The organism is Streptomyces sp. NPDC107546 (assembly GCF_055639175.1).
Window position 1 is genome coordinate 411032 of sequence record NZ_JBVKBA010000003.1, and the last position, 24844, is coordinate 435875.

The 24844-nt window shown below is 72.0% G+C and carries 21 protein-coding genes; 11 read left to right on the forward strand and 10 right to left on the reverse strand.

Features of this window, described 5'->3' with window-relative positions:
• Nucleotides 1–39 precede the first annotated feature (39 nt).
• Together ACZ7L1_RS06720 and ACZ7L1_RS06725 are read left to right on the forward strand one after the other, a co-directional pair.
• A complete protein-coding gene (locus tag ACZ7L1_RS06720; RefSeq protein WP_471434797.1) occupies nucleotides 40–1398 on the forward strand; it encodes an SWIM zinc finger family protein in 1359 nt (452 codons plus the stop codon).
• 41 nt (nucleotides 1399–1439) lie between these two features.
• Nucleotides 1440–3062, forward strand: a complete 1623-nt coding sequence (locus tag ACZ7L1_RS06725; RefSeq protein WP_471434798.1) for a DUF5691 domain-containing protein — start codon at nucleotides 1440–1442, stop codon at nucleotides 3060–3062.
• Nucleotides 3063–3193: 131 nt separating this feature from the next.
• Here the strand turns inward: ACZ7L1_RS06725 and ACZ7L1_RS06730 are convergent, their stop codons facing one another.
• Nucleotides 3194–3610 carry a cobalamin B12-binding domain-containing protein gene (locus ACZ7L1_RS06730; RefSeq protein ID WP_030233524.1) on the reverse strand — a complete coding sequence of 139 codons (417 nt, stop codon included), beginning with the start codon at nucleotides 3608–3610 and terminating at the stop codon, nucleotides 3194–3196.
• Nucleotides 3611–4256: 646 nt separating this feature from the next.
• Here ACZ7L1_RS06730 and ACZ7L1_RS06735 point away from each other — a divergent pair.
• Nucleotides 4257–5114: a lipase family alpha/beta hydrolase gene (locus tag ACZ7L1_RS06735; RefSeq protein WP_471434800.1), complete on the forward strand. Its 858-nt coding sequence runs from the start codon at nucleotides 4257–4259 to the stop codon at nucleotides 5112–5114.
• 329 nt (nucleotides 5115–5443) lie between these two features.
• A complete protein-coding gene (locus ACZ7L1_RS06740) occupies nucleotides 5444–6961 on the forward strand; it encodes a M23 family metallopeptidase (protein WP_471434802.1) in 1518 nt (505 codons plus the stop codon).
• Between the two features lie 96 nt (nucleotides 6962–7057).
• Here the strand turns inward: ACZ7L1_RS06740 and pcrA are convergent, their stop codons facing one another.
• Entirely contained in the window at nucleotides 7058–9568 is a 2511-nt protein-coding gene (pcrA, locus tag ACZ7L1_RS06745) for a DNA helicase PcrA (protein ID WP_471434803.1), read from the reverse strand.
• A 353-nt stretch (nucleotides 9569–9921) separates the two neighbouring features.
• Here pcrA and ACZ7L1_RS06750 point away from each other — a divergent pair, with 353 nt between their 5' ends.
• On the forward strand, nucleotides 9922–10896 hold the full coding sequence (locus tag ACZ7L1_RS06750) for a tellurite resistance/C4-dicarboxylate transporter family protein (RefSeq protein ID WP_471434805.1): 975 nt from the start codon (nucleotides 9922–9924) through the stop codon (nucleotides 10894–10896).
• On the opposite strand, the gene ACZ7L1_RS06755 is transcribed toward ACZ7L1_RS06750, so the two are convergent.
• On the reverse strand, nucleotides 10874–11227 hold the full coding sequence (locus ACZ7L1_RS06755; RefSeq protein ID WP_471434806.1) for a hypothetical protein: 354 nt from the start codon (nucleotides 11225–11227) through the stop codon (nucleotides 10874–10876). The two genes, ACZ7L1_RS06750 and ACZ7L1_RS06755, sit on opposite strands and share 23 nt — an antisense overlap.
• 432 nt (nucleotides 11228–11659) lie before the next feature.
• Between ACZ7L1_RS06755 and ACZ7L1_RS06760 the strand changes: the two genes are divergently transcribed.
• The gene (locus ACZ7L1_RS06760) at nucleotides 11660–12727 is read left to right on the forward strand and encodes a C40 family peptidase (RefSeq protein WP_471434808.1); all 1068 of its coding nucleotides are present in this window, start codon (nucleotides 11660–11662) and stop codon (nucleotides 12725–12727) included.
• Between the two features lie 12 nt (nucleotides 12728–12739).
• Here ACZ7L1_RS06760 and ACZ7L1_RS06765 read toward each other — a convergent pair whose 3' ends face one another.
• The gene (locus ACZ7L1_RS06765) at nucleotides 12740–13447 is read right to left on the reverse strand and encodes a LuxR C-terminal-related transcriptional regulator (protein WP_471434809.1); all 708 of its coding nucleotides are present in this window, start codon (nucleotides 13445–13447) and stop codon (nucleotides 12740–12742) included.
• On the reverse strand, nucleotides 13444–14736 hold the full coding sequence (locus ACZ7L1_RS06770) for an ATP-binding protein (protein ID WP_471434810.1): 1293 nt from the start codon (nucleotides 14734–14736) through the stop codon (nucleotides 13444–13446). Before ACZ7L1_RS06770 ends, ACZ7L1_RS06765 begins: the two co-directional genes overlap by 4 nt.
• Before the next feature lie 178 nt (nucleotides 14737–14914).
• Between ACZ7L1_RS06770 and ACZ7L1_RS06775 the strand changes: the two genes are divergently transcribed.
• Complete coding sequence (locus ACZ7L1_RS06775) at nucleotides 14915–16576, forward strand: PspC domain-containing protein (protein WP_471434812.1); 1662 nt, start codon at nucleotides 14915–14917, stop codon at nucleotides 16574–16576.
• Nucleotides 16563–16826 (forward strand): hypothetical protein, encoded by a 264-nt coding sequence (locus tag ACZ7L1_RS06780; protein ID WP_471434813.1) that lies wholly within the window; start codon nucleotides 16563–16565, stop codon nucleotides 16824–16826. The genes ACZ7L1_RS06775 and ACZ7L1_RS06780 overlap by 14 nt, the downstream gene beginning before the upstream one ends.
• On the opposite strand, the gene ACZ7L1_RS06785 is transcribed toward ACZ7L1_RS06780, so the two are convergent.
• The 3 genes from ACZ7L1_RS06785 to ACZ7L1_RS06795 form a co-directional block, all read right to left on the reverse strand.
• On the reverse strand, nucleotides 16817–17347 hold the full coding sequence (locus tag ACZ7L1_RS06785; protein ID WP_471434815.1) for a TQO small subunit DoxD: 531 nt from the start codon (nucleotides 17345–17347) through the stop codon (nucleotides 16817–16819). The two genes, ACZ7L1_RS06780 and ACZ7L1_RS06785, sit on opposite strands and share 10 nt — an antisense overlap.
• Before the next feature lie 255 nt (nucleotides 17348–17602).
• The gene (locus ACZ7L1_RS06790; protein WP_471434817.1) at nucleotides 17603–18892 is read right to left on the reverse strand and encodes a hypothetical protein; all 1290 of its coding nucleotides are present in this window, start codon (nucleotides 18890–18892) and stop codon (nucleotides 17603–17605) included.
• A 330-nt stretch (nucleotides 18893–19222) separates the two neighbouring features.
• Nucleotides 19223–20017: a class II aldolase/adducin family protein gene (locus ACZ7L1_RS06795; RefSeq protein ID WP_471434818.1), complete on the reverse strand. Its 795-nt coding sequence runs from the start codon at nucleotides 20015–20017 to the stop codon at nucleotides 19223–19225.
• Nucleotides 20018–20234: 217 nt separating this feature from the next.
• Between ACZ7L1_RS06795 and ACZ7L1_RS06800 the strand changes: the two genes are divergently transcribed.
• A complete protein-coding gene (locus ACZ7L1_RS06800) occupies nucleotides 20235–20708 on the forward strand; it encodes a pyridoxamine 5'-phosphate oxidase family protein (protein WP_471434821.1) in 474 nt (157 codons plus the stop codon).
• A 9-nt stretch (nucleotides 20709–20717) separates the two neighbouring features.
• Here ACZ7L1_RS06800 and guaA read toward each other — a convergent pair whose 3' ends face one another.
• Nucleotides 20718–22298, reverse strand: coding sequence for a glutamine-hydrolyzing GMP synthase (guaA, locus tag ACZ7L1_RS06805; protein WP_471434822.1), 1581 nt, complete (start codon nucleotides 22296–22298; stop codon nucleotides 20718–20720).
• A 346-nt stretch (nucleotides 22299–22644) separates the two neighbouring features.
• On the opposite strand from guaA, the gene ACZ7L1_RS06810 reads away from it, so the two are divergent.
• Entirely contained in the window at nucleotides 22645–22935 is a 291-nt protein-coding gene (locus tag ACZ7L1_RS06810; protein ID WP_471434824.1) for a chorismate mutase, read from the forward strand.
• A gap of 813 nt (nucleotides 22936–23748) precedes the next feature.
• Here ACZ7L1_RS06810 and ACZ7L1_RS06815 read toward each other — a convergent pair.
• On the reverse strand, nucleotides 23749–24177 hold the full coding sequence (locus tag ACZ7L1_RS06815) for a hypothetical protein (RefSeq protein WP_471434826.1): 429 nt from the start codon (nucleotides 24175–24177) through the stop codon (nucleotides 23749–23751).
• Nucleotides 24178–24235: 58 nt separating this feature from the next.
• On the opposite strand from ACZ7L1_RS06815, the gene ACZ7L1_RS06820 reads away from it, so the two are divergent.
• Complete coding sequence (locus tag ACZ7L1_RS06820) at nucleotides 24236–24811, forward strand: LPXTG cell wall anchor domain-containing protein (RefSeq protein ID WP_471434828.1); 576 nt, start codon at nucleotides 24236–24238, stop codon at nucleotides 24809–24811.
• The last annotated feature ends 33 nt before the right edge of the window (nucleotides 24812–24844 follow it).

Below are 24844 nucleotides of genomic sequence, written 5' to 3' on the forward strand. Positions count from 1 at the left end.
GAGGGCCAGTTGTCAGTGCCGGGACCTACCGTCGACGACATGACTTGGCAGGGGGCGCGCTGGACGGCGGAGCAGGTGCTGGCACTGGCACCTGATGCGGCGTCACGCAAAGCGGGAAGCAAACTCGGCACGGCCGGGCCGTGGTCGGAGGCGGGCAGTTCCGACGAGGGGACGGTGTGGGGGCTGTGCAAGGGCAGTGGCAGCAAGCCGTATCAGACGGTCGTCGACATCGCGGACACGGCCGGGCCTGCCTACAAGTGCAGTTGTCCGAGCCGGAAGTTCCCGTGCAAGCACGCGCTGGGGCTGCTGCTGCTCTGGGCGGGCGGGGACGGCGCGGTGCCGCGGGGACAGGAGCCGGACTGGGCGGAGCAGTGGATAGAGGGGCGCCGTCAGCGGGCGCAGGAGAAGCGGGCGGCCGGTGGTTCCCCGTCGGCCGCGTCCGCCGATCCGGAAGCGGCCCGGCGCAGGGCGGAGCGGCGGGCCGAGCGGATCACGGCGGGGGCGACGGAGCTGGAGCAGCGCCTGGCCGACCTGCTGCGCGGCGGCCTGGCCGCGGCGGAGCAGGCGGGGTACGGACTGTGGGAGGAGACGGCAGCCCGCATGGTCGACGCGCAGGCTCCGGGACTCGCCGGGCGGGTGCGGGAGTTGGGGGCACTTCCGGCGTCGGGGCCGGGCTGGCCGGTGCGGTTGCTGGAGGAGTGCGCGCTGCTGCACCTCCTGGACCAGGGCTGGCTGAGGCGTGAGCGGCTGCCGGAGGGGCTGGCGGCGACGGTCCGTTCGCGCGTCGGCCTGACGGGTTCGCCCGACGGCTCGCCCGTCCGCGACCGCTGGCTGGTGCTGGCGCGGTACGACACCTCGGACGGCCGACTGACCACACGCCGGATCTGGCTGTACGGGGAGAAGTCCGACCGCACGGTGCTCCTTCTTTCTTATGGAGCGGCTGGGCGCGCGCCGGACCTGGCCCTACCGGTGGGGCTGACCTTCGAGGCCGATGTGTCGCCCTACCCGGGCGCGGGGCAACTGCGGGCGGCGTTGGGCGAGGAGTTCACGCCCCCGGCCCCGGCCCCGGCAGCGACGAGACCGCCGGGCGTGACCACGCGGGACGCGGCGGCGCGGTACGGCGAAGCCCTCAGGGCCGATCCGTGGCTGGACTCGTACCCCGTGACGCTGGGCCGGGTCATACCGACCCCGCTCGACGGCTCCTGGCAACTGGCGGACGCGGACGGCGGCACGGCGCTGCCCGTGACGCCGTCGGCGGGCAGCCGACCGGGCCTGTGGCGACTGGTGGCGCTGTCGGGCGGTGCCCCGGTCACGGTCTTCGGCGAGTGCGGCCACCGCGGCTTCACTCCGCTCACCGCCTGGCCGGAGGGTGCCGGAGAGGCGGTCCCACTGTGCTGACGACACCCGAGCGACTCGGTATCGACCCAGAAGGGGCCGACATGAACGCGACTCCCGCTCCCCAGGGCACGTCCCCCGCCGTGCCCTGGGAGGAGCTTGTCACAGTGGCCCTGCTGGGCACCGACCGGCGCACCCCGCCCTGGCTGCCGCCCGGCCCGCAGGCCCCGGCCGCGCTGCTGGACCTGGCCGCCGTGGAGGCCGTCCGCCGCAGGGCCGGGCTGCGCCCCGCACCGGCCGGACCGCGCCCGGAGCCCGCGGCGGCGGACCCCCGCCCACCGCTGCCGCCCGCCGCGGCCCGCAGACTGGCCCTGCTGCTGTCCGACCGCCCCGGCACGGGCGGCGGCGGCCGCCGGGGGTCGGCACCCGACCTCGTGGAGCTGCTGCCGCAGTGGCTGGCGCTGGCCAACGAACGCGGCTACGCGCCGCCTCCGCAGGCGCTGCCGGCGCTGCTGGACGCGGCCCGCGCCCGCACGGATCTGCGACCGGCGGCACTGGCCTTCGCAGGCCCACGCGCCCTGTGGCTGGCCCGGCTGAACCCGGAGTGGCGCTTCGCGCTGCGCTCCGTGCCCGGTGGCGGTTCCGATCTTCCGCCGCCTCAGGAGCCGGACCAGGTCCACCAGTTGTGGCAGGAAGGCCTGTTCGCCGAGCGGGTGGCCCTGCTCACCGCGCTCCGCACACGGCATCCCGCTCTCGCCCGGGACCTGCTGGCCGGCACGTGGGCGACGGAGCGGGCCGAGGACCGCCTGATGTTCCTCGACTCGCTGCGCACGGGACTTCAGCCCGCGGACGAGCCCTTCCTGGAGCAGGCGCTCTCCGACCGCAGCCGCAATGTGCGGGCCACGGCGGCGGAGTTGCTGTCCGCACTGCCGGATTCGGCCCTGGCCGGGCGGATGGCGGCGCGGGCGTCGGCCTGCGTCGCGGTCGACCCCACCCAGGGGGAGCCGACGATCGTGGTCGAGGCACCGCACGAGTGCGATCCGGGCATGGAGCGCGACGGGGTGATGCCGAAACCACCGGCGGGGCGGGGCGAACGGTCGTGGTGGCTGGGCCAGTTGGTGGAGGCGGCGCCGCTCGGTACATGGCCGGCCAGGCTAGGGGGGCGTACGCCGGAGGAGATCGTCGCGCTGCCGGTGGCCGACGACTGGCGGAGCGAACTGCACGCGGCCTGGTGCCGGGCGGCGGTACGGCAGCGGGACGCCGCATGGTCACGGGCCCTGCTCGGCCCGCCGTCCGCACCGGAGGCCGCGGGCCCGGGGGCGGTCTCGCTGGCCGAGCGGGCGAAGCTGCTGTCGACGCTGGCCCCCGGGGACCGGGCCGACTGGGTCGCCGGGTTCATCGCCACGCACGGCCTGTCGGAGGCGTTCCAGCTCCTCGGGGTGTGCGCGGTGCCCTGGGCCGCTCCCCTGGGCCGGGCCGTCGTCGACGCCCTCAACATCGCGCGGGACGCCGGAAGTTACCCGTGGAGCTTCAGCGGGGTGATGGGGCTGGCGGAGCGGTGCCTGGACCCGGCGGAGGCGAGTCGCCTGGACGCGCTGACGGCGGTACCGGACGAGCCGGAGGACGCGTCGCCGGGTGCGGGCGGCTACTGGGCGGAGGCGTTCCAGCGCCTGTCGGCGACGCTGCGGCTGCGGGCGGCGATGGCGGAGGAGCTGCGGGATGCGTGAGCCGTGGGTCCACCCCAGCGCCTCGGTCCTCGGTCCCTCCGCTCCGGACGCCGGTCAGCCCGCCGCGGCCGGCGGGCTCGGCCTCCGCCAGGTGGCACCTACGGAGGCCGTGCGACGCCGGCTACGCAGCGTTACGCCCCGGCCGGCTGCCGTACGTTCGCCCGTACCCAGTCCACGATCGACGCGGTCGTCGCCCCGGGCGTGAAGATCTCCGCGACGCCCTTCTCCTTCAGCAGGGGGATGTCGGCCTCGGGGATGATGCCGCCGCCGAAGACCAGGATGTCCTCCGCGTCGCGCTCCTTCAGCAGGTCGATCACCGCGGCGAACAGCGTGTTGTGCGCGCCGGACAGGATCGACAGCCCGATCGCGTCGGCGTCCTCCTGGATCGCCGTGTCGACGATCTGCTCGGGCGTCTGGTGGAGACCGGTGTAGATGACCTCCATTCCCGCATCGCGGAGCGCCCGCGCGATCACCTTGGCCCCGCGATCGTGGCCGTCGAGCCCCGGCTTGGCCACCACCACGCGGATCGGACCGGCTGCCACACCCATCACTGCCTCCATGAAGCGACTACAACACACCCTGTACCGATGGACCGCCTGCCGCCACATCACCGTATCGGCGGACACACGGACCGCACGGTCGGCACGCCTCGAACCGGCGGATCACCCCGTCGGCACCGGCGACCCGCGCCGTATCGACCCGGGAAGTGAACGAACGTTATCGCCAGCATCCCGCAACCGGCAGTTTCACGGTGGTGACCGAGGGGGAAATCACACAATGGGACACGTTCGCCGCGCAGGGTCCCCCCTCCCCGCGGCACACGCGCCGCAGCAGCGGCTCGAGCGCCGTGGACCGAGGGGATCGTGCGCAAGGAGAGCCGCACCGAGGCGGCCGCACCACCGCCGCGCCAGCGGGGCGCCGTGGTGGTGGGGTACGCCGGCGAAAGGAATGCAAGGGCACGAAAGCGGGGAGCACCACCCGTACGAGGAGGACGGGACACCGCGCCACGAGGACGGGCGGGTTCGCGTCACCACGACGAAAACAGCGTCCGTCTGCGTCACCGGCGCTGTACGCGCCGCACCCGCGGCGCGGCCGAACCCGCGGCACCTGCCCCACAGGCCACCGCCACGGCTTTCCATGAGGGCACACGGGGGCACGGAGACGTCCTCGCGCGTGCCGACGGGAGGTCGGCCAATGAAGGTCACCGGGGTAGTAGAGCCTCTGGTTCCGCTGTGCCAGCGCCTGTTCCCCAGCAGACTGGCCGGACTCTCCATCGCGCTGCTGAAGGCGACCGCCCTGGAGCTGGCGATTCTCGCCGGACATCTGCTCCTCTACCCGTCGGGCATCATCCAGGAGCGCCGCTGCGCCCCGCTCCCGCCCCCTCCGGACACCGCCACGCTCCCCACCGAGGCCAAGCCTCCAGTGATCCTGCTGCACGGGTTCATCGACAACCGCTCGGTCTTCGTCCTCCTGCGCCGGAACCTCGCACAGCACGGCCGTCAGCACATCGAGTCACTCAACTACTCTCCGTTGACGTGTGACATCCGCATCGCGGCCGAGCTGCTCGGCCGGCATGTGGAGGAGATCTGCGAGCGCACCGGGCAGCGGCAGGTGGACATCGTCGGACACAGCCTGGGCGGTCTGATCGCCCGGTACTACGTGCAGCGGCTCCGTGGCGACCTCCGCGTCCGCAGGCTCGTCACGCTCGGTACACCCCACTCCGGCACCCGCGTCGCCCCGCTCGCGAACGCGCACCCCATCGTCCGCCAGATGCGTCCGGGCTCTGAGCTGATCGAGGAACTGCGTGAGCCGGCACCCGGCTGCCGTACCCACTTCGTGAGCTTCTGGAGCGATCTGGACCCGCTGATGGATCCGCTCGAGGCGGCGTGCGTCGACCATCCGGACCTGGTGGCGCAGAACATTCGGGTGAGCGGCATCGGCCATCTGGCCCTGCCGGTGCACCCCGCGGTCGCGGCCGGGATACGGCAGGCCCTGGACCTCGAGGAGCCGACGGCGGCCGTGGCCCACACCGGTGGCCTCACGGTGGCGTGAGCCCCACCGCGCGCGACGGCTGACTCAGCACCCAGCGACCGCGCCCGACCCAGCACTCAGCACCCAGCACCCAGCACCCAGCACCCAGCACCCAGCACCCGCGCTCGAAACAGCACCGGTACGGCCGCCGACACCTCTCGGACACCCACAAATTCTCGAACATTCATCGAACGCAGCACCAAGGCCTTGTGCGGTGACCGCCGAAACACGGCCGATTGCCCGTTTCCTGCCCACCGGAAACCTGCGGAAGATTGTCGCGCCCGCATACTGCCGGGTACAGTCGCCGCACTGCTCTGGCAGCCCATGTTGTCGAGGCGAAAGAGAAGTCGGTGCACGACCGTCACCCGTCGGGGACCGCAACTCCCCCGACTCCGGCCCCCGATGCCGCCTCGGCGCAGTACGCGCCGTACGGCCCGCAGGGTGGCCAGTACGGTGAGTTCACGACCTACGCCGACTCCACCGCGACCTTCGCGACCGATCCCCTCTTCGGGGACCTTCCGGGTGACGGCGGGACCGGTTCCTACGAGACCGGCCAGTGGTCCACCGGCAGCCACGACACCGTCGGCCACGAGACGTTCGGCACCGGCACGCACCAGACGCTGCACTACGACCCGTACGCCGCCCAGCACCACGCCGCGTTCGACACCGGCGCCCATGACACGGCGGCGTGGGCGGCCGGGTACCAGCAGCTGGCCGCCATTCCCGCGCAGGCCCCGGCCCCCGACGCCACCGGCCAGTGGGACGCGCAGGCCTGGTTCGAGGCGGAGCAGTCGGCGGTCCTCACCCAGCAGTGGGAATGGGGGACGCAGACCTTCGACACGGGCACGTACGACGCCACGCAGTGGAACTCGGCGGGAAGCCCGGAACACGAGTCGGAAGAAGCGGCCACCGGCGTCTTCGAGAACGCCGTCCCCGAGCCTTTCGCCGACGCCGAGCCCTTCGCAGACGCCGAGCCCTTCGAACACCAGGCAGCCACCGCCACCTTCGACCAGCTCCCGTCCGAGCGGCGCACCGACGACGCCGCGTCAGGAGCGGCCGACGACGTCTCACTGCTCGACGACCAGGAAGAGCGCACGCCCTTCCCCTCCTCGCGTACCGCATCCCGCGCCGCGAGCCGTTCCCGGCGCCGCAGCCCGGCGAAGCGGTCCGCGCTGCTCACGGTCGCGGTGCCGTCGGTGTGTGTGGTGGGGGTCGCCGGGATCGCCGCGGCGACCGTCGGCGTGGGCGGGGACGACGGCAAGGACACCACGGCGAGCGCCGCCGAGACGCCGGTGAAGCCGTCCGCCGCCAACAAGAAGCTGGACTCCCAGCTCGCGAACCTCTCCGCGGGCGCCACCGACTTCGCGGACCGGGCGAGTCGCACCCAGGAACGTATCGACCTCAAGGCCCAGCAGGCGGCCGAGAAGAAGAAGGCGGCGGCCGAGGCGGCGCTCAAGGAGCGGCTGCGCCCCAAGTTCGCGCTGCCGGTCCTGCAGAGAGGCCTGAGCGCCTACTTCGGTCAGGCAGGCGTCAACTGGATGTCCGTGCACACCGGAATCGACTTCCCGGTGGCGTACGGGACGACTGTGATGGCCGCGACCGACGGCACCGTGCAGACAAAGTGGAACAGCGCGTACGGCAACATGCTGATCCTGACCGCCAAGGACGGCACGCAGACCTGGTACTGCCACCTCTCCAGCTACCAGGTCCCCGCCGGCACGACCGTGAAGGCCGGTCAGCCGATCGCCTACTCCGGCAACTCGGGCAACTCCACCGGTCCGCACCTCCACTTCGAGGTACGACCCAGCGGCGGCGCCGCGATAGACCCACTGCCATGGCTGCGGAGCCACGGGCTCGACCCGACCTGACCGACCCGCTCCTCGACCGACCGGTTACCGATCGGCTCCCCGACCGACCGACTCCGCGGCGAGCCCCCGCCGTTCAGCGAGGGCCCGGAAGCGCGGCTACAGCTTCTCCACCGGCGCGTACCGCAGCAGCAGCCGCTTCGGCTTCTCGTCCCCGAAGTCGATCGTCGCCTCCGCGTTCGACCCCGTGCCCTTCACGGCGACGACCGTGCCCAGGCCGAACTGGTCATGGGTGACACGGTCGCCCACCGCCAGCGAGACCACCGGCCGCTCGGTCGCACCGCCCCGGCGCGTGGCGAACCCGGACGCGCCCGCCGCCGACGAGCGCGAACGAGACGACGACAGCGAGGCCGCCACCGCCGAGAGCGGCCCGGACGGCGGCGCCGCGGAGGAACCGCCCTTCCGCTTCCACTCCACGTGCTGCTCCGGGATCTCCTCCAGGAACCGCGAGGGCGGGTTGTACGACGGCTGGCCCCAGGCGCTGCGCAGGGCCGACCGTGTCAGGTAGAGCCGCTCACGCGCACGCGTGATGCCGACGTACGCCAGGCGCCGCTCCTCCTCCAGTTCCTTCGTCTGCCCGAGCGCGCGCATGTGCGGGAAGACGCCGTCCTCCATGCCGGTGAGGAAGACCACCGGGAACTCGAGGCCCTTCGCGGTGTGCAGGGTCATCAGCGTGATGACGCCGTCGCCCTCTTCCTCGTCGGGGATCTGGTCGGAGTCAGCGACGAGTGCGACCTGCTCCAGGAAGTCGGACAGGGTGCCGCCCGGGGCGGCAGCCCCTGCGGTCTCCGCTCCCTCGCCGCGCTCCTGTTCGAACTCCAGGGCCACGGCGGCGAGTTCCTGGAGGTTCTCGATCCGGGTCTCGTCCTGGGGGTCGGTCGAGGACTGCAGCTCGGCGAGGTAGCCGGTGCGTTCGAGCACGGCCTCGAGGACCGTGGCCGGTCCGGCGCCCGACTCCACGATCGTGCGCAGCTCCTCCATCAGCACGTTGAACCGCTTGACCGCGTTCGTCGAGCGGGCCGCCATGCCGTAGGCCTCGTCCACGCGGCGCAGCGCCTGCGCGAAACTGATCTTCTCGCGCTGAGCGAGGGCGTCGATCATCGCCTCGGCGCGCTCGCCGATGCCCCGCTTGGGCACGTTCAGGATGCGCCGCAGCGGCACGGAGTCCTCCGGGTTCGCCAGCACCCGCAGATAGGCGAGGACGTCCCGGACCTCCTTGCGCTCGTAGAAGCGGACGCCGCCGACGACCTTGTAGGGCAGGCCGACGCGGATGAAGACCTCTTCGAAGACACGGGACTGGGCGTTGGTGCGGTAGAAGACGGCGACGTCCCCGGCCTTGGCCTCGCCCGCGTCCGTGAGGCGGTCTATCTCGTCGGCGACGAACTGCGCCTCGTCGTGCTCGGTGTCGGCGACGTAGCCGGTGATCCGGGCGCCGGCGCCCGCGTTGGTCCACAGGTTCTTCGGGCGGCGGGACTCGTTGCGCTCGATGACCGCGTTGGCGGCGGAGAGGATCGTCTGCGTGGAGCGGTAGTTCTGCTCCAGCAGGATCGTCGTGGCGTCCGGGTAGTCCTCCTCGAACTGGAGGATGTTGCGGATGGTCGCGCCGCGGAAGGCGTAGATCGACTGGTCGGCGTCGCCGACGACGCACAGTTCGGCGGGCGGGACGTCGTACTCGTTCGGCGGGACGTCCTGGTCGTGCGCGCGGGTGCCGACGAGCTCGCGCACCAGGGCGTACTGGGCGTGGTTGGTGTCCTGGTACTCGTCGACGAGGACGTGGCGGAAGCGGCGGCGGTAGTGCTCGGCGACGTCCGGGAAGGCGCGCAGCAGATTGACCGTCGTCATGATCAGGTCGTCGAAGTCGAGCGCGTTCGCCTCGCGCAGACGGGACTGGTAGAGCGCGTAGGCCTGGGCGAGGGTCTTCTCGAAGCCGTCGGACGCCTGGGCGGCGAAGTCCTCCTCGTCGATCAGCTCGTTCTTCAGGTTGGAGATCTTGGCGCTGAAGGACTTGGGCGGGAAGCGCTTGGGGTCGAGGTCCAGGTCACGGCAGACGAGGGCCATCAGGCGCTTGCTGTCGGCGGCGTCGTAGATGGAGAAGGAGGACGTGAAGCCGAGCTTCTTGCTCTCCCGGCGCAGGATACGGACGCAGGCACTGTGGAAGGTCATCACCCACATCGCGTTCGCGCGCGGGCCGACGAGCTGCTCGACGCGCTCCTTCATCTCGCCCGCGGCCTTGTTGGTGAAGGTGATCGCGAGGATCTGCCCGGGGTGGACGCCCCGCTCGGCCAGCAGGTACGCGATGCGGTGGGTGAGCACGCGGGTCTTGCCGGAGCCGGCGCCGGCCACGATGAGCAGGGGGGAGCCGGCGTGCACGACGGCCGCGCGCTGGTTCTCGTTCAGCCCCTCCAGCAGCGCCTCCATGTCGACGGCCGGGCGGTGCGCGCCGTTGCGGTAGTACGCGTCCCTGTCCGGTGGCAGGTCGAACTTCCCGCCGAACAGATCGTCCGGAACCGGCTCCGGAGCGTGATGGTCCTCGGGCGGCGGGGGCTCCTCCTCGGGGGCCGGAGTGGCCTTGAGGTCCGCCAGGAAGCTGTCGTCAAAGAGGCTGCTCATCGCTCTCCGAGTCTAGGCCGCCCCACCGACAGCCCGCCGCCACCCCGGAAACTCCGCCTCGAAAGCGGCGGCAGGAGCCCTTGCCACCGGCCGGGATCAACCGCTCGACCTGCGCACCCGGGCGAGTCCACCGTGAAGGACACAAAAACGTATCGGGGCGTGCGTCCGCGAGGAGTCGATCTGCTACGGGGCGCGTCGATCATCCAGAGCGTGGTGCGGTCGGCCTGAGCCCACACTCGTCGGGCACGCGCGCGTAGGGACGCCCGCCGTCCGCCGCGCGCGTGGGGTTGTTTTCCGTCGTCGCGCGCGTGCCCCCGTACGCAACCCGTGCACGCGTCCCTAGCATCGGGCGCATGTCAGGCACCTCCGCGCTGCGCACCTGGTGGGCGCCGCGTCCGCCCGCCACCGGGTCCGCCGTCATGGCGACCGGCATCCTGTCGTTCGGGCTGCACCTGACCGGCCAGCAGGTCCTCTCCCGCCTCGCCCTGGTCCTGGCGGGTGCCGCATGGCTGGGGCTCGCCGCCGACATCGCCCTGCAACTGCTGTGGGACCGGGAGCAGTGGCGGGCCCGGGCCGGCTCGCCGGCCGCGCTCACCATGGTGCCGGCGACCACTGTGCTGGGCTCAGGAGTGTCCGCTCTGAACGGGCAGCCGCTCGCCGAAGCACTGCTCGCACTGGCCGTGGTGCTCTGGGCCTGCCTGGTCCCGTTGACCGTGCCGGAATGGGGGCGCCGGATGCCCGGCGCGGTGTTCCTCGGGTGTGTGGCGACGGAGGGGATCGCGGCGCTCGGGGCGGTGCTCGCGGCGGCCGTGGGAGTGGCGTGGCTCGCCCACACGGCGATGGTGTTCTTCTGGCTCGGGCTGGTGTTCTACCTGATCGGGCTGGGTTGTTTCGACCCTCGGCAGGTGGTGACCGGGCCGGGCGACCAGTGGATCTCGGGCGGCGCACTCGCCCTCTCGGCGCTGGCCGGATCGCAGCTCATGAGCGCCGCGCGCAAAGGGCTCTACCTGTGGAACAACGACGACAGCGGCGTCCTGCGCGGTGTGACCGTCGCCCTCCTCGTCCTCGCCCTGGCCTGTTACGTCGTCCTGGCGGTGGCCGAGGTGGTGCGGCCCCGGTTCCGCTACGACGTCCGGCGCTGGTCGACCGTGTTCCCGATGGGGATGACGGCGGTGGCGGCGCTTTCCGTCGCCTCCTCCGTCGGCGTGCCGTGGCTGCGCGGGCTCGGCCGGGTACTGCTGTGGATCGCGGTGGCCGCCTGGCTCCTGGTCCTCGCGGGAGCCGTCGCGTCCGCCGTGGACAGCGTCAGGTCCAGAGCACGGCGATGAAAATGTTCGCCAGGGTCGCGGCGCCGACGAGGCCGAAGAGGGGCTTCTCGACGCTCTCCTCGTCCCGCTTCACATAGACGAGGCCGAGGATGACGATCAGCAGGGCCAGCTTGATGCCGATCTTGATCGTGTTGACCGAGTGGTGGTCCGCCTGGTTGAGGCCGACCAGCACCACCCCTGTGACCAGCATGGTCAGCGCGCCGTGCAGCATGGCGGGCACGAAGCGTGCCGCGCCCTGGCCCATCGCCTTCATCTGGGTGAGGAAGCCGCCGAGGAGCGCGGCGATGCCGACGATGTGCAGGCCGACGAAGAGGTGGATGAGTACGTCCATGGGGCCGGAGCCTAATCAGCTCGCCCGTGCCCGTTGACACCGCCCCGGCGGATGTGACGCCGCTCGCCGATCCCTCCGAACCGGCCGCATATATGCGCCCTATAGCACTCGGCGGCCGCCCGTGCGTCGGATCCGCCGCATTGGTCATCGCAGAGCGTGAAGAAGCCGACCCGGCATCCGGATCACGGTCACATACGGTCACCGTCAGTCCGGTCGCGCCACTTCCGTACATCCGGTCACGAGGCCATCACGGACGGGTTTAGCGTCCTCCCCCAGGTGTCCGGCTCCCCATCGCCGCCCGGGCCAGGGGCGGCCGTCGGGCACCACCGCCGAGAAGGTCCGGCGGCGGCCTGTTCCCCCTGTGCGGACCGCCGCCGGACGCGTGACACCGCCCGTGGCCCCGGCGGTCGTACGAAAGGACGTGACGTCCAGGTGGCAGCGCACCGCAAGCCCAGACAGCGTTCGCTCGGGGGCGGCACGGCCCGCACCGCCGCCACGATCGCCCTCGCGGGAGCGGCTACCGCGACCGGCTTCGACGGCACGGGGCACGCCGAGCCGCCGCTCTCGCCGGCCCAGGTCAAGGCCAAGGTCGACAAGCTGTACCAGGAGGCGGAGGCCGCCACCCAGAAGTACGACGGCGCCAAGGAGCAGGCCCAGGAGGCGCAGAAACGGCTGAACGCCCTGCGGGACGAGGCGGCCCGCCGCACGGACCGGCTCAACTCCGCGCGCAATGCCCTGGGTTACGCGGCCGCGGCGCAGTACCGCGACGGAGGCCTCGACCCCGCGGTGCGGCTCCTGCTCTCCTCGGATCCCGGGCAGTACCTCGACAACGCCGCGTTCACCGAGCGGGTGGACAGCCGGCAGGCGGCGGCCGTGACGCGGGTACGCGAGCAGCTGCGGGAGATCGAACGGCTGCGCGGTGCGGCACGGGTCGAACTGGCCTCGCTGACGTCCCGGCAGGCGGAGCTACGGCGGCAGAAGCAGACGATCACCGAAAAGCTGGGCGAAGCACGACAGCTGTTGTCCCAGCTCACGCAGGGGCAGCGGGCAGGGGCCTCGGCGGACGGGGACGTGGGGCGGGCGTCGCGGTCCGCGGGGCACGATCCGCTGGGCGCCGTGCCGGCCGCGACAGCGACAGCCGAGGCGCCGGACGCCCGGGCGGCGGACGCGGTGGCGTACGCGTACGGCAAGCTCGGCAGCCCCTACGTCTGGGGCGCGACCGGCCCTAACGCCTTCGACTGCTCGGGCCTGGTGCAGGCCGCGTACCGCTCGGCGGGCATCTCGCTCCCCCGGACGACCTACTCCCAGATCGGCGCGGGCCGGCGCGTCCCGCGCTCCGAACTCCTCCCCGGTGACCTGGTGTTCTTCTACTCCGGGATCAGCCATGTGGGAATCTACGTCGGCCACGGCCAGATGATCCACGCCCCGAACCCGTCGGCACCGGTCCGCCTGGCACCGATCGACGAGATGCCGTTCGCGGGGGCCACGCGGGTGGTGTGAGCCGGCGGACGGTCACACCAGCCGGCGTGCCGTCGCCCACCGTGTCAGCTCGTGCCGGTTCGACAGCTGGAGCTTGCGCAGGACCGCCGAGACATGGGACTCGACCGTCTTTACCGAGATGAACAGCTGCTTGGCGATCTCCTTGTACGCGTAGCCGCGCGCGATGAGGCGCAGCACCTCACGTTCGCGCTGGGTGAGGCGGTCCAGGTCCTCGTCGACGGGCGGCGCGTCGGTCGAGGCGAAGGCGTCCAGGACGAAGCCGGCCAGGCGCGGGGAGAAGACGGCGTCGCCCTCCTGGACGCGGAAGATGGAGTCGACGAGGTCCGAGCCGGTGATCGTCTTCGTCACATAGCCGCGGGCGCCACCGCGGATCACACCGATCACGTCCTCGGCGGCGTCCGACACCGACAGCGCCAGGAACCGCACCGGCTGCTCGGGGTCGGCCGTCAGCGAGGCGCAGCGGCGCAGCACTTCCACCCCGCCGCCGCCCGGCAGGTGGACGTCGAGAAGGACGACCTCGGGGCGGGTGGCGGTGATGACGGCGACCGCCTGGTCGACATCCGCCGCCTCCCCGACGACCTCGACGCCGGTCAGCTCCGTCTGCCCGATCTCGGCCTGGACTCCCGTACGGAACATACGGTGGTCGTCGACGAGTACGACCCGCACCCGCCGCTCCGCGTTTCCGCCGGACACCGCGGCCTCCCCGTTCGCGTCGCTCATGACGTCGTCTCCGCCCTCTCCATCTCCAGCTCGACCTCCGTGCCGCCGTCCGGTACGGCGCGCAGCCGTGCCGTGCCGCCGTTGCGCTCCATACGGCCGATGATCGATTCTCTGACACCCATGCGGTCGGCGGGTATCGCGTCGAGGTCGAAGCCGGGGCCGCGGTCGCGGACGGACACGAACACCGCCTTGCCCTCGACCTCGGCGTAGACCTGGACGGCGCCGCCCTCGCCACCGTACTTGGCGGCGTTCACCATCGCTTCGCGCGCGGCCTGCATCTGTGCGCCGATCCGTTCGTCGAGCGGGCAGTCGCCGACGATGACGACCTCTATGGGGACGCCGTGCTTGTCCTCCACCTCCGCCGCGTTGCGCCGGACCGCCTCCGCCAGGGTGTCCGGCTCCTCGGTCTCGTCCCTGCCGCTGCCTTCCGGTTTGTACAGCCAGGCACGCAGGTCGCGCTCCTGGGCGCGGGCGAGGCGGCGCACCTCGTTCGCGTTCTCCGCGTTGCGCTGGATCAGGGTCAGTGTGTGCAGCACCGAGTCGTGGACGTGGGCGGCGACCTCGGCGCGCTCCTGGGCGCGGATGCGCATCAGGCGTTCCTCGGACAGGTCCTGGGTGATCCGCACCAGGTACGGTCCGGCGAGCAGGGTGGTGCCGACGAGAACCGCCAGCGCGGCCTGCAGGACCGAGCCGAGGTGGGCGGCGGAGCCCTGCAGTACGAACATGCCGGAGACACCCGCGGTGACCAGCAGGACACCGGCCGCGGCACGCAGCAGGGTGAGCGTGCGGCGGCGGCTGCCGACCTCCATCCAGCGGGCCCGTCGCGCGTTGTCCGCCTGGCGCCAGACCAGGGCGACGCCGGCGGCGACGAGAACGGCCGGTATGAGGTAGACCTTGGCGACGCCGTCGAGCTTCATGCTGCCCACGAAGGTCAGCGCGACGACGACCATCAGGAGCAGAGCGACGATCTGACCCCGGTCGGGCTTGCGGGCGACCAGTCTGCGGCGGCCGTGGGGTGAGGTCCCGGTGCCGACCGGGGACGGGGAGCGCCGGTCGTCGACGCCGCCGACCCCGAGCGGGACGAAGAACCAGAACGCGGCGTACAGCAGCGCGCCGAAGCCGTGTGCCAGGAACAGGCCGACGAAGACGAGGCGCACCCAGATCACCGGCAGCCCGAGATGCCCGGCGAGCCCCCGCGCCACGCCCCCGAGCCAGCGTCCGTCGCTGCTGCGGTAGAGCTTGCGCGGCGGCCGCGGATCGGCGAGGGGCATCGTTGCGGCGTCCGGCATGCCAACGATGGTCACACGACAGGAACGGCCGGGCATCAGGGTCGGCCCCTTAGACGCCCCTGATGTTCGGAGCCGGGTGATCGAACACTTCCCCCGGCGGCCTGTCGGGGCAGATTTCAGGGTTGGGCCAGGGTCGTCCCGACTGCCGCCCGGCGCCCGCGGCGGCGACCATGGACGCATGACAGATCAGCAGCACGCGGCAGCGGGGCACGGCCCTGGTGCGGGGCACGCCTCCACCGCGGGGCACGGCCCCGGCGGGGAGCGGGGTGGCCGGTCGCCGGGGGACGGCGCGCCGGACGCCGCCCGGCAGCCCGCCGTGCCCGCGTCCGGTCCTGCCGCGGCCGCTGCGGACGAGGTGCGCGCGCAGACCGGCGCTGCCCTGGGACAGGATGCGGCCGTGCGGCAGGATGCGGCCGTGGGCGAGAACGGAGGCGAGGACGCCGGCATGGGTCAGGACGCGGCCGGACACCGGGAGCGGGGCGCCCGCACGGGCGGGGCGGCGCGCGGGCGGACCGGCGCCGGGAAGAACACGCCCGGACGCGGCGGAACGGCCACGCCCGACGACGCGGCGATGGCCGAGGAGCCCGGCCGGTTCCGGCGTGACCGCCGGCACAAGATGCTGGCCGGGGTCTGTTCGGGCCTGGCCCGGCAGTGCGACATGGATCCGGTGATCTTCCGGATCGTGCTGGCGGTGCTCTCGGCGGCGGGCGGACTCGGCCTCATCTTCTACGGCTTCGTCTGGCTCCTCGTGCCCTACGAGGACGAGGAGGAGAACGAGATCCGCAAGCTGCTGACCGGCCGCGTCGACGGTCAGGCCCTGGCCGCCGTGCTCTTCGCCCTGGTGGGCTGCGGGATCTTCCTGTCGATGCTCAGGAACGGCAGCGTGCTGACCTTCGCCGCCGTCCTGTCCCTGCTCCTCGCCGGTGCCGGGTACTGGTCGCGTCAGCGCGGCGTCCCGGGCCCCGACCCCCTTGCCGCGCAGGCCGTGGCCGACGCCCCGCCGGAGGCCACGGCACCGCCCGTCCCCGCCTCCTACCCCTCCTGGTGGCGCGACCCCATCGTCAAGGACGGTACCCATGTGGGCGGCACGGGCTATCTGTGGGGGCCGAGCGACACCGCCGGCCGTGACGTCGCCGCGGCGGTCGTCATCGCCCGCGGTTCGTCGTCCGCCCAGCGCATACCCACCGAGCCGCGGCCCAGAGCGCGGGCGCCGCGCTGGACAGGTGGCTGGGTGTTTCTCCTCGCCCTGCTCGCGGGTGGCCTCGGCACCCTTCTGACCTGGAACGACCGGGCACTCGGCACAAGTCTGCAGACGGGCCTGGCGTGCGCGCTGGTGGTGTTCGGCGTGGGCATCGCGGTCAGCTCGTTCCTGGGCCGTACGGGGGCGGGCTCGGTCTTCCTCGCGGTGCTCACGGCGGCCCTGCTCGCCGCCTCGGCGGCCGTCCCGAAGGACATCGGCACCCAGTGGAGGCATGCCACCTGGACGCCGGCCTCGGTGGCCGCCGTGCGGGAGAAGTACGACCTGGGCACCGGCGTCGGCACTCTGGATCTCAGCCGTCTCCGGCTCGCCGGGAACCAGACGGTGACGACACGGGCCGAGGTGGGCGTGGGCCTGCTGAAGGTGGTGGTCCCCCGGGAGGCGACGGTGGAACTGAACATCGACACGGGTGTCGGCGACATCCGGTTGCCGGGCGAGACCCACAAGGACGTGGATGTGGAACCGGGCAAGCACCGGCAGGTGACGCTCACCCCCGCGGCGGGGACGAAGAAGACGGCCACGCTGCGCCTCGACCTCGAGATCGGCGTGGGTCAGGTGGAGGTGGACCGTGCTGCGTCATGAGTTCCAGCCGGGCCGGCTCGTGGCCGGGATCTTCCTGGCCGGTGCGGGCGTCGCTTACCTGGGTGATGCCGGCGGGGCGTGGGAGACACCGTGGTTCGCGATCATCCCGATCGTGATCGGCGGCCTCTGTCTCGCGGCCGTGACCGGCCTGCTGGCCCGGGCGATACGCAGGCACCGGGCGCCCCGCGCCGGCCGGCAGGCCGAACCGGAGGAGGCGAGGGCGGCCGCGGTGCCGCCGGCTCAGCGGTAGCCGCCCGTACGCTGCCGTCGTCGGGCGCGCAGGGCGGCGTCGAGGGACAGGACCGGGGTGCCGGCGAGGACCAGGGGGATCCAGGCCATCAGATAGGCGAGGTCGTTGCCGTAGTAGTAGGGGGTCAAGGCCCAGCTGACGGTCAGCCACAGGCTCAGCGAGATCAGCGCGCCACCGAGCGCGGCGAGGCGGCCCAACAGGCCGAGGAGCGTGCCGATTCCGACGGCGAGTTCACCGAAGGCGATGGCGTAGCCGAAGCCGACGGGATTCTTCAACGCCAGGTCGACCAGGGCCGGGATCGCCGACGAGCCGCGCACGGAGTGCATCAGCTCGCCGATGGACCCGGAGCCGGAGGCATGCATGAAGGCGCTGTTGGTGAGCTTGTCCAGGCCCGCGTAGATGAAGGTGATGCCGAGGAAGACGCGCAGCGGAAGCAGTGCGTACCGCACGGCGGTGTCCCGCCAGGTGCTGCTCTCGTCGACGTAGGAGGTGTGGGAGTCCGTGCGAATGCCATGAACCATCGTGCCGCCGCCTCTCGCCCGCAGTGCCCAGCCCTGACCCCTCAACAGACCATACGTACGAAAGGGGGCAACCGCTCAACCGGTGCGCACACACTTTTCCCGCTCCTTGGTCCGGGAGTCCCGCATCGGCCCCGGACCGACGGGAGGACGCCCCGCTCGGCAGGGCGGGCCCGGAGGCACCCCGGCTCGGCCGAACGGGGCACCGCGCCCGGCGCTCAGGAGACTCCGGAGCCTGCTCGCCCAGCCCGTGCCCGGTCACTCCGTCACGTCGATGGCCACCCGGTTGGTCTCCACCCCGGCAGCCGTCACCACCTGCACCTCGACCCTGCCCGGTTCCACATCCGCCGGCACCGGCACCGTCAGCAGGCTGTCCGTCGGGTTGCTGAAGCCGCCGGTGACCGGGACCAGCGGGACATGGACGTGCACGGCGCCGATACGGACCACCATCCGGGACAGCCGGTCCGCGTTCTGGGCGCCGGGCGGTACGAAACCGGCGCCGCGGATCTCGATGTCGTCACCCGTGCGGATCGGCGCGTCCAGGTCCCCCGCCTCACGCGCCCGGACCACCGAGAGGATCACCGGACGTCCGCCTTCCGCATACTTCCCGGCGAGGTAGGTGGCCGCCGAGACCAGGACCAGCAGCGCGAGCCCCCACGGCAGATCGGGCAGTTGGTCGGGCCGGCGGGCCAGCCGTACCACCGCGAAGACCAGGGCGACCGCGCTGACGATCACATACTGCGTGTCCGGAAAGCTGCCCCGCCCCGAGTCGTCCGTGAGCAGGTCCGCCGCGCGCGGCCCGTCGGCGCGCACCTTCTGCAGCCGCTGGCCGAGCACCCGCAGCCCCACCACCCGCCGCACCAGCACCGCGATCCCGCACACCACGGCGACCACGGTCACCACACCCGCGCCGCGTGCGAGGCCGAGCCCGGCGATCAGCTCGTCGCGCCGGCCCTCGGCCGAGGCCGCCGTCAGCTCAACGACCAGCACCAGCACCGCGTACAGGACGAACAACACCCAGCCCGCCGCCACCGCACGGGAGGTCGACAGCCGGTTGTCCTCTCCGATGACGGGCGCGAACACCCCGCCGCGCGCCCGGTGCAGATACCCGGCGGCGGTCAGGACCGCTCCCACCAGCACCGCCGCGACCAGCCCGGCCGTGCGCGCCACGGTCCACCCGGCGCCGATCGCGGTGAGCGCCTGCGCCGGCAGCAGGACGCCGACGGCACCCCACACCGCGATCGCCGTGCGCCTCCACAGCCGGCCCAGCCATGCCTCGGCGTCCGCGCGACCGCGCTCGGCGACGGCCGCGGCGGACTGCGTCAGCTCGTCGGACACCCACTGACGGGACGCGGACGCGGAGTGCGCGACCGCAGCGGGCAGCCCCTGCCCGGACGCGAACTCCTCCCGTTTCGCCAGGAACTCGGCGACCGCGCGCCGGTGCCCCTCGCGTGCGCCGTGCGGGCAGTCCCCACAGGTGCAACCACCCTCGTGCGCACCCTGGCCGCTCCCGCGCCGGTCGCCCTGCCTGGCCTCCTGTACCGCCACGCCCGCTGCCACCTTCCCCGCGCCCGAACACCACACCACACCGCGCCCGGCCGCCGATCGGGCCGGACGTACGATTCACCGGAGCCACCCGGCCCCGCCGTACAACTGTCGTGTGACGACAGCGAATTGTGCCGTACGGAACACCTTCCGCGTCCGTCAGGTCCGGTCAGGGCGGGTGAAAGCGCGAACCCCCGGTTGACCTCGCCGAGCCGTCGGCCCTGCGGAGCGCCCGCGACCCGCCACCGACGTGCCGCCGCTCCGCCGCGCCGCCGCGCCGCCGTCGGCCGACCTCGTGCTGCGCGGGTCTCCGAGCGTTGCGGCGCCGGCAGGTCAGCCGAGCAGATCCGGTTCGCTGCGGGTGATGTCCTGCCACAGCGGCTGGTAGTTGATCCAGGCCACCAGGTCACCGCCGAGCTGCTCCCGGGTGGCCACCGCCTGTCGGTGGTCGATGAGGACGGGGCGTCCCGCGGCCTTCGCGGTCAGCTGCACCTGGCAGGAGCGTTCCATCGACAGGAACCACCAGGCCGCCGCGTCCACCGAGTCGCCGACGGTCAGCAGCCCGTGGTTGCGCAGGACGAGCCCTTTGCGGCTGCCGAGCGCCGCCGCGATCCGGCGGCCCTCCTCGGCGTCGACGGCGACACCGGTGTAGGCGTCGTACACGGCGTGGTCCTCGTAGAAGGCGCAGGACTCCTGGGTGATGGGGTCCAGCAGATCGCCGAGTGCGGCAAGGGCCCGTCCGTGCACCGAGTGGCAGTGGGCGACGGCGACGACATCGGGACGGGCGGCGTGGACCTGGGCGTGCACGGTGAAGGCGGCCTGGTTCACGTGGTAGCGGCCGTCGATCACCTGCCCGTCCTGGTTGGCGAGCACCAGGTCGCTCACGGTGACGTGCCGGAACGACATTCCGAAGGGGTTGACCCAGAAGCATTCCGTGAACTCCGGGTCGCGTGCGGTGATGTGTCCGGACACCCCGTCCTCGAAACCGAGCCGCCCGAAGATCCGCAGGGCGCCCGCGAGCCGTTCCTTGCGGTGCCGTCGCTCGTCCTCGACCGACTCGTACATCGGCGGCATGGCGAACCGCAGCTGGTCGGTGGGCAGGGGCGGGGGCGGAGTGGGGCCGTGCATGGGTCCTCCGGCACTTGACTTCGTCAACGGGCCGGAAGGTACCGCCGGTCAGGCGAGGATGACAGCGCTGGTTGGTAAAGATGCGGCGCAGGTGGTGCCGGGACACGGCTTCGACCCGAGCCGGGCGACCTGCGGATCCGATCCCCGAGCCCGGCGGATCCGATACCGGACAGAGGATGTCGGGTATCGGCGTCAGACTCGCCGTATGGCAACGAGCATGTCAACGAACTGGGCGGCTTTCGCGGAAGCGGAACCGGCCCTCGCCCGGACCGTCGAGGAACGCTTCGGATCCTTCACCCACCACGTCCTGGCGACGCTGCGCCGGGACGGCTCGCCCCGCACCACCGGTCTGGAGGTCCGCTTCCTGAACGGCGAGCTGTGGCTCGGCATGATGCCCGGCTCGCTCAAGGCACTCGACCTGCGCCGCGACCCCCGTTTCGCGCTCCAGGCGAACCCGGGGCCGGGCACCGGGATGGGCGGCGGTGACGTGCGGATCAGCGGGCGCGCCGTGGAGGTCGAGGACGGCAGGACCAAGGGCGCGTACGTGAAAGAGGTGGAACCGCCGGAGCCGTTCCACCTCTTCCGCACCGAGCTGACGGAGGTCACAAGGACCTGCGTCGAGGACGACACGTATCTCGTCGTCCAGATCTGGAGGCCCGGAGAGCCGGTGCGCACTCTCAAACGGACGTGACCTGCGGGCTCACTCCCACTCGATGGTGCCCGGCGGCTTGGACGTGACGTCCAGGACCACGCGGTTGACGTCGCTGACCTCGTTGGTGATCCGGGTGGAGATCTTCGCCAGGACGTCGTAGGGGAGCCGGGACCAGTCGGCGGTCATGGCGTCCTCGGAGGAGACCGGGCGCAGCACGATCGGGTGGCCGTACGTGCGGCCGTCGCCCTGGACGCCGACGCTGCGGACGTCCGCGAGCAGGACCACCGGGCACTGCCAGATCTCCCGGTCGAGGCCGGCCGCCGTCAGCTCCTCGCGAGCGATGGCGTCGGCCTCGCGCAGCAGGTCCAGGCGCTCCTTGGTGACCTCGCCGACGATACGGATGCCGAGGCCGGGGCCCGGGAACGGCTGACGCTGGACGATCTCGTCCGGCAGGCCGAGCTCCTGGCCGACCATGCGGACCTCGTCCTTGAACAGCTTGCGCAGCGGCTCGATCAGCTTGAACTCGAGGTCCTCGGGCAGGCCGCCGACGTTGTGGTGCGACTTGATGTTGGCGGTGCCGGTGCCGCCACCGGACTCGACCACGTCGGGGTACAGGGTGCCCTGCACGAGGAACTCGACCGCGGGACCCTCGTCCGCGATGATCTCGGCCTGGGCCTGCTCGAAGACCCGGATGAACTCGCGGCCGATGATCTTCCGCTTCTCCTCGGGGTCGGAGACGCCCTTGAGCGCGGTGAGGAAACGCTCCTCCGCGTCGACGACCTTCAGCTGGACGCCGGTGGCCGCGACGAAGTCCTTCTCGACCTGCTCGGTCTCGCCCTTGCGCATCAGGCCGTGGTCGACGTACACGCAGGTCAGCTGCGAGCCGATGGCCTTCTGGACGAGGGCGGCGGCGACGGCGGAGTCGACACCGCCGGACAGGCCGCAGATCGCGCGCTTGTCGCCGACCTGCTCACGGATCGCCTCGACCTGCTCCTCGATCACGTTGCCGGTGGTCCAGGTGGGCTTCAGGCCGGCGCCGCGGTAGAGGAAGTGCTCCAGTACCTGCTGGCCGTGCGTGGAGTGCATGACCTCCGGGTGGTACTGGACGCCGTACAGCTTCTTCTCGTCGTTCTCGAAGGCGGCGACCGGGACGACGTCCGTGGAGGCCGTCACGGTGAAGCCCTCGGGGGCGGCGGAGCAGGCGTCGCCGTGGGACATCCAGACGGACTGCTCGGCCGGGGTGCCCTCGAAGAGGGTGGACGACGGCTTGGAGACGGCGAGGGCCGTACGGCCGTACTCGCGCGCTCCGGTGTTGTCCACGGTGCCGCCGAGGGTCTGCGCCATCAGCTGGAAGCCGTAGCACATGCCGAAGACGGGGACGCCGGACTCGAAGATCTCGCGGTCGAGACGGGGGGCGCCCTCCTCGTACACCGACGAGGGGCCGCCGGAGAGGATGATCGCCGCCGGGTTCTTGGCGAGCATCTCCTTCACCGGCATGGTGCTCGGCACGATCTCGCTGTAGACCCGGGCCTCGCGGACGCGACGGGCGATGAGCTGGGCGTACTGCGCACCGAAGTCGACGACCAGGACGGTGTCGGGGGCGGCGGCAGCGGGGGTCGCTGATGACACGGGGTGCCTTCCGGCGGTTGGGCGGGTCCTTGTGCCACCCGATTCTACCGAGGTGGCCCTGGGTGCCGTCCCGCCGCTGCCAGGGCCGCCGCCTGTGGAGCACGTCTCACCATGCGGGCCGCTTTGGACGCCGCCCTCCCCCACGGCATACTGGCCCCATGTTCACGCACGCGACGATCTTCGTCTTTACCTATGGCAACCGGCCCGCCGGCTGCCATGGTCGTGCTGCTTGAGCTACTGACAAGCGACTTCCCAGGCGCCCCGGGCCGACAAGGTCCGGGGCGCCTGGCGTTTCCCGGGTCCTGTCGCTCCGGGGCACCGCGCACCCGTCCACGAGGAGCCCCGCATGACCGCCACCGCAGCCACCGAGAAGACCGGCGCCCGCACCGACGACGCCGCGAACCTGATCAGCGACGCCCGTCAGCGCATCGACTCGCTCGACGACCGCATCATCGGTCTCATCCAGGAACGGATGGCCGTCTCCGCCGTCATCCAGGAGGCCCGTATCGCCTCCGGCGGCCGGCGTGTGAACCTCTCCCGCGAGATGGAGGTCCTCGGCCACTACCGGGACGCGCTGGGCAAGCCCGGCACGGCCCTCGCGATGACCCTGCTCGAGCTGTGCCGGGGCCGGATCTGAGGCCGGTCCCGGACCCGGACCCCCGACCCGGATCCGCGTTCCGCGGACGTACGTGCGCATGCCCCCTCACCCGTACGGCGCGTGACCGGGCCCGCGGCGACTTCGTTGAGCCGGGCGTCCGTGCCAGCCAGGGGCGGGCCCGAAAGAACCACGCGTGGCTCCGCTGGAGCGATGAGACGTACGGATCGTGCTGTGCGTCGTGGGACCTCGCTCCAGGGATGTGACCGGACGGCAGGGGACAGCAGCCCGGTCACCCAGTAAACGGTCGGCTCCGGGGACGCCCGGAGCCGACCGGCGGAATCTGTTCAGGGGTGGTCGAAACGGTTGCGGAGGCCGTGACCCATCCAGCACGATGCGAGGAACAGAGAGTCGACGGCCCCCACACGGTCCCTGGCAGACAACAGCATCGCTCCTCCCACCGACTGCCAATGGTCGACACCACGCGCGCTCCTCGCGCGCGCCGGAGCGCACCACCGGCGGTCAAGCAGACAAGCGGCGCAACCCCCCGGCGCCGCTCCCCGGGCACCGGCGCTGCCCTGACGTCGGTGCTGACGGAGAAGGGCCCCGCGGATTCCCCGAGCCCTCGGCCACGCCGAGCCGGGGTCCCCCCGCCGCGGGGCCTTTCGCCGTCCCACGCCCTGCTTCGCCTCCTGCTCCCGCAGCCGCGCGGTCACCATGCGCGCCCACGAGGGTCAGTTCCACGTGCGGCGAAAGACGCTTCACAGGGCGCACAAATGTGTGACCCAGCACACATAAGAATTCTGTGAATGAGAGCGCAACCATTCACATCGCCCACAGGTCACATCTGGCGAATCACGGGCCACGCCCGCGCCGCCACGCGGCGGCTCCACCAAGATGCGTCGTGTCGTAGCGGCGCACCGGACTCTTCGAGGTCTTCATGAAGCTTCGCCGTGCCCTGGCCGCCGCGGCGGCGACGGCTGCCATAGCCCCGCTCGCGCTGCTGTCGGCACCGGCCGCGTTCGCGTCGGAGGACACGTCGTCTCCGTCGGCCACCGTTTCCCCGTCCGACACGTCGTCCGCCAGCGCGTCCGCGTCCGCGAGCCAGTCGGCGTCCTCGAGCGCTTCCGCCTCCGCGTCCGCGAGCCAGTCGGCGTCCTCGTCCGCCTCCTCCTCCGCCTCGCAGTCCGCTCCGGCCACGCCGCCGAGCCAGACCTCCGAGCCGAGCGATGAGCCCACCGAGCCCGCCGGCGACTGCACGGACTCCAAGGCCGACGTCAGCATCAGCGGACTGCCGGGCAAGATCGCCGCGGGCAGCGGTTGGCACAAGTTCTCACTGAGCGTGGTCAACAACTCGGACTCGACCCTCGAGAATCTCAGCTTCTTCGCGGGGGCCGCTGCCGACAAGAGCGGTGACGACCTGTTCAAGAGCAAGCAGGTTCAGCTCCAGGCCTGGAACCCCGACAGCAAGAAGTGGGAGAACCTCAACGAGGACGGCTACGCGGTCGGTTACGTCGGCACCGCCGACGAGCTCAAGCCCGACTACGAGATCGACATCCCGATGCGCATCAACGTCACGTCGTCCGCCCCGGTCGGCGCCGGCTTCTCACTCGGCGCGACGATCTACGACGACAACGCCGAGAAGTGCACCGGTTACGGCGAAATCGCGTACAAGTTCCAGATCGTCGCAGCCGGCACCGACACCGACGGCACCAAGCCGCAGGAGGGCGGCAAGGCCCCGGTCACGAACACGAAGCCGAGCAGCAGCACGCCTGAGGTGACCGGCACCCTCGCCTCCACCGGTTCGTCCTCCGCGCTGCCGACCATCGCGCTCGTCGGCGGTGTCGCCGTCGTCGCCGGTGGTGGCGTCATGTTCGCGGTGCGGCGCCGCAAGGCCGGGGGCCACGCCGCCGCGTAACCGTAGCGGGCGTGGGCGGACCACGCCTTGAAG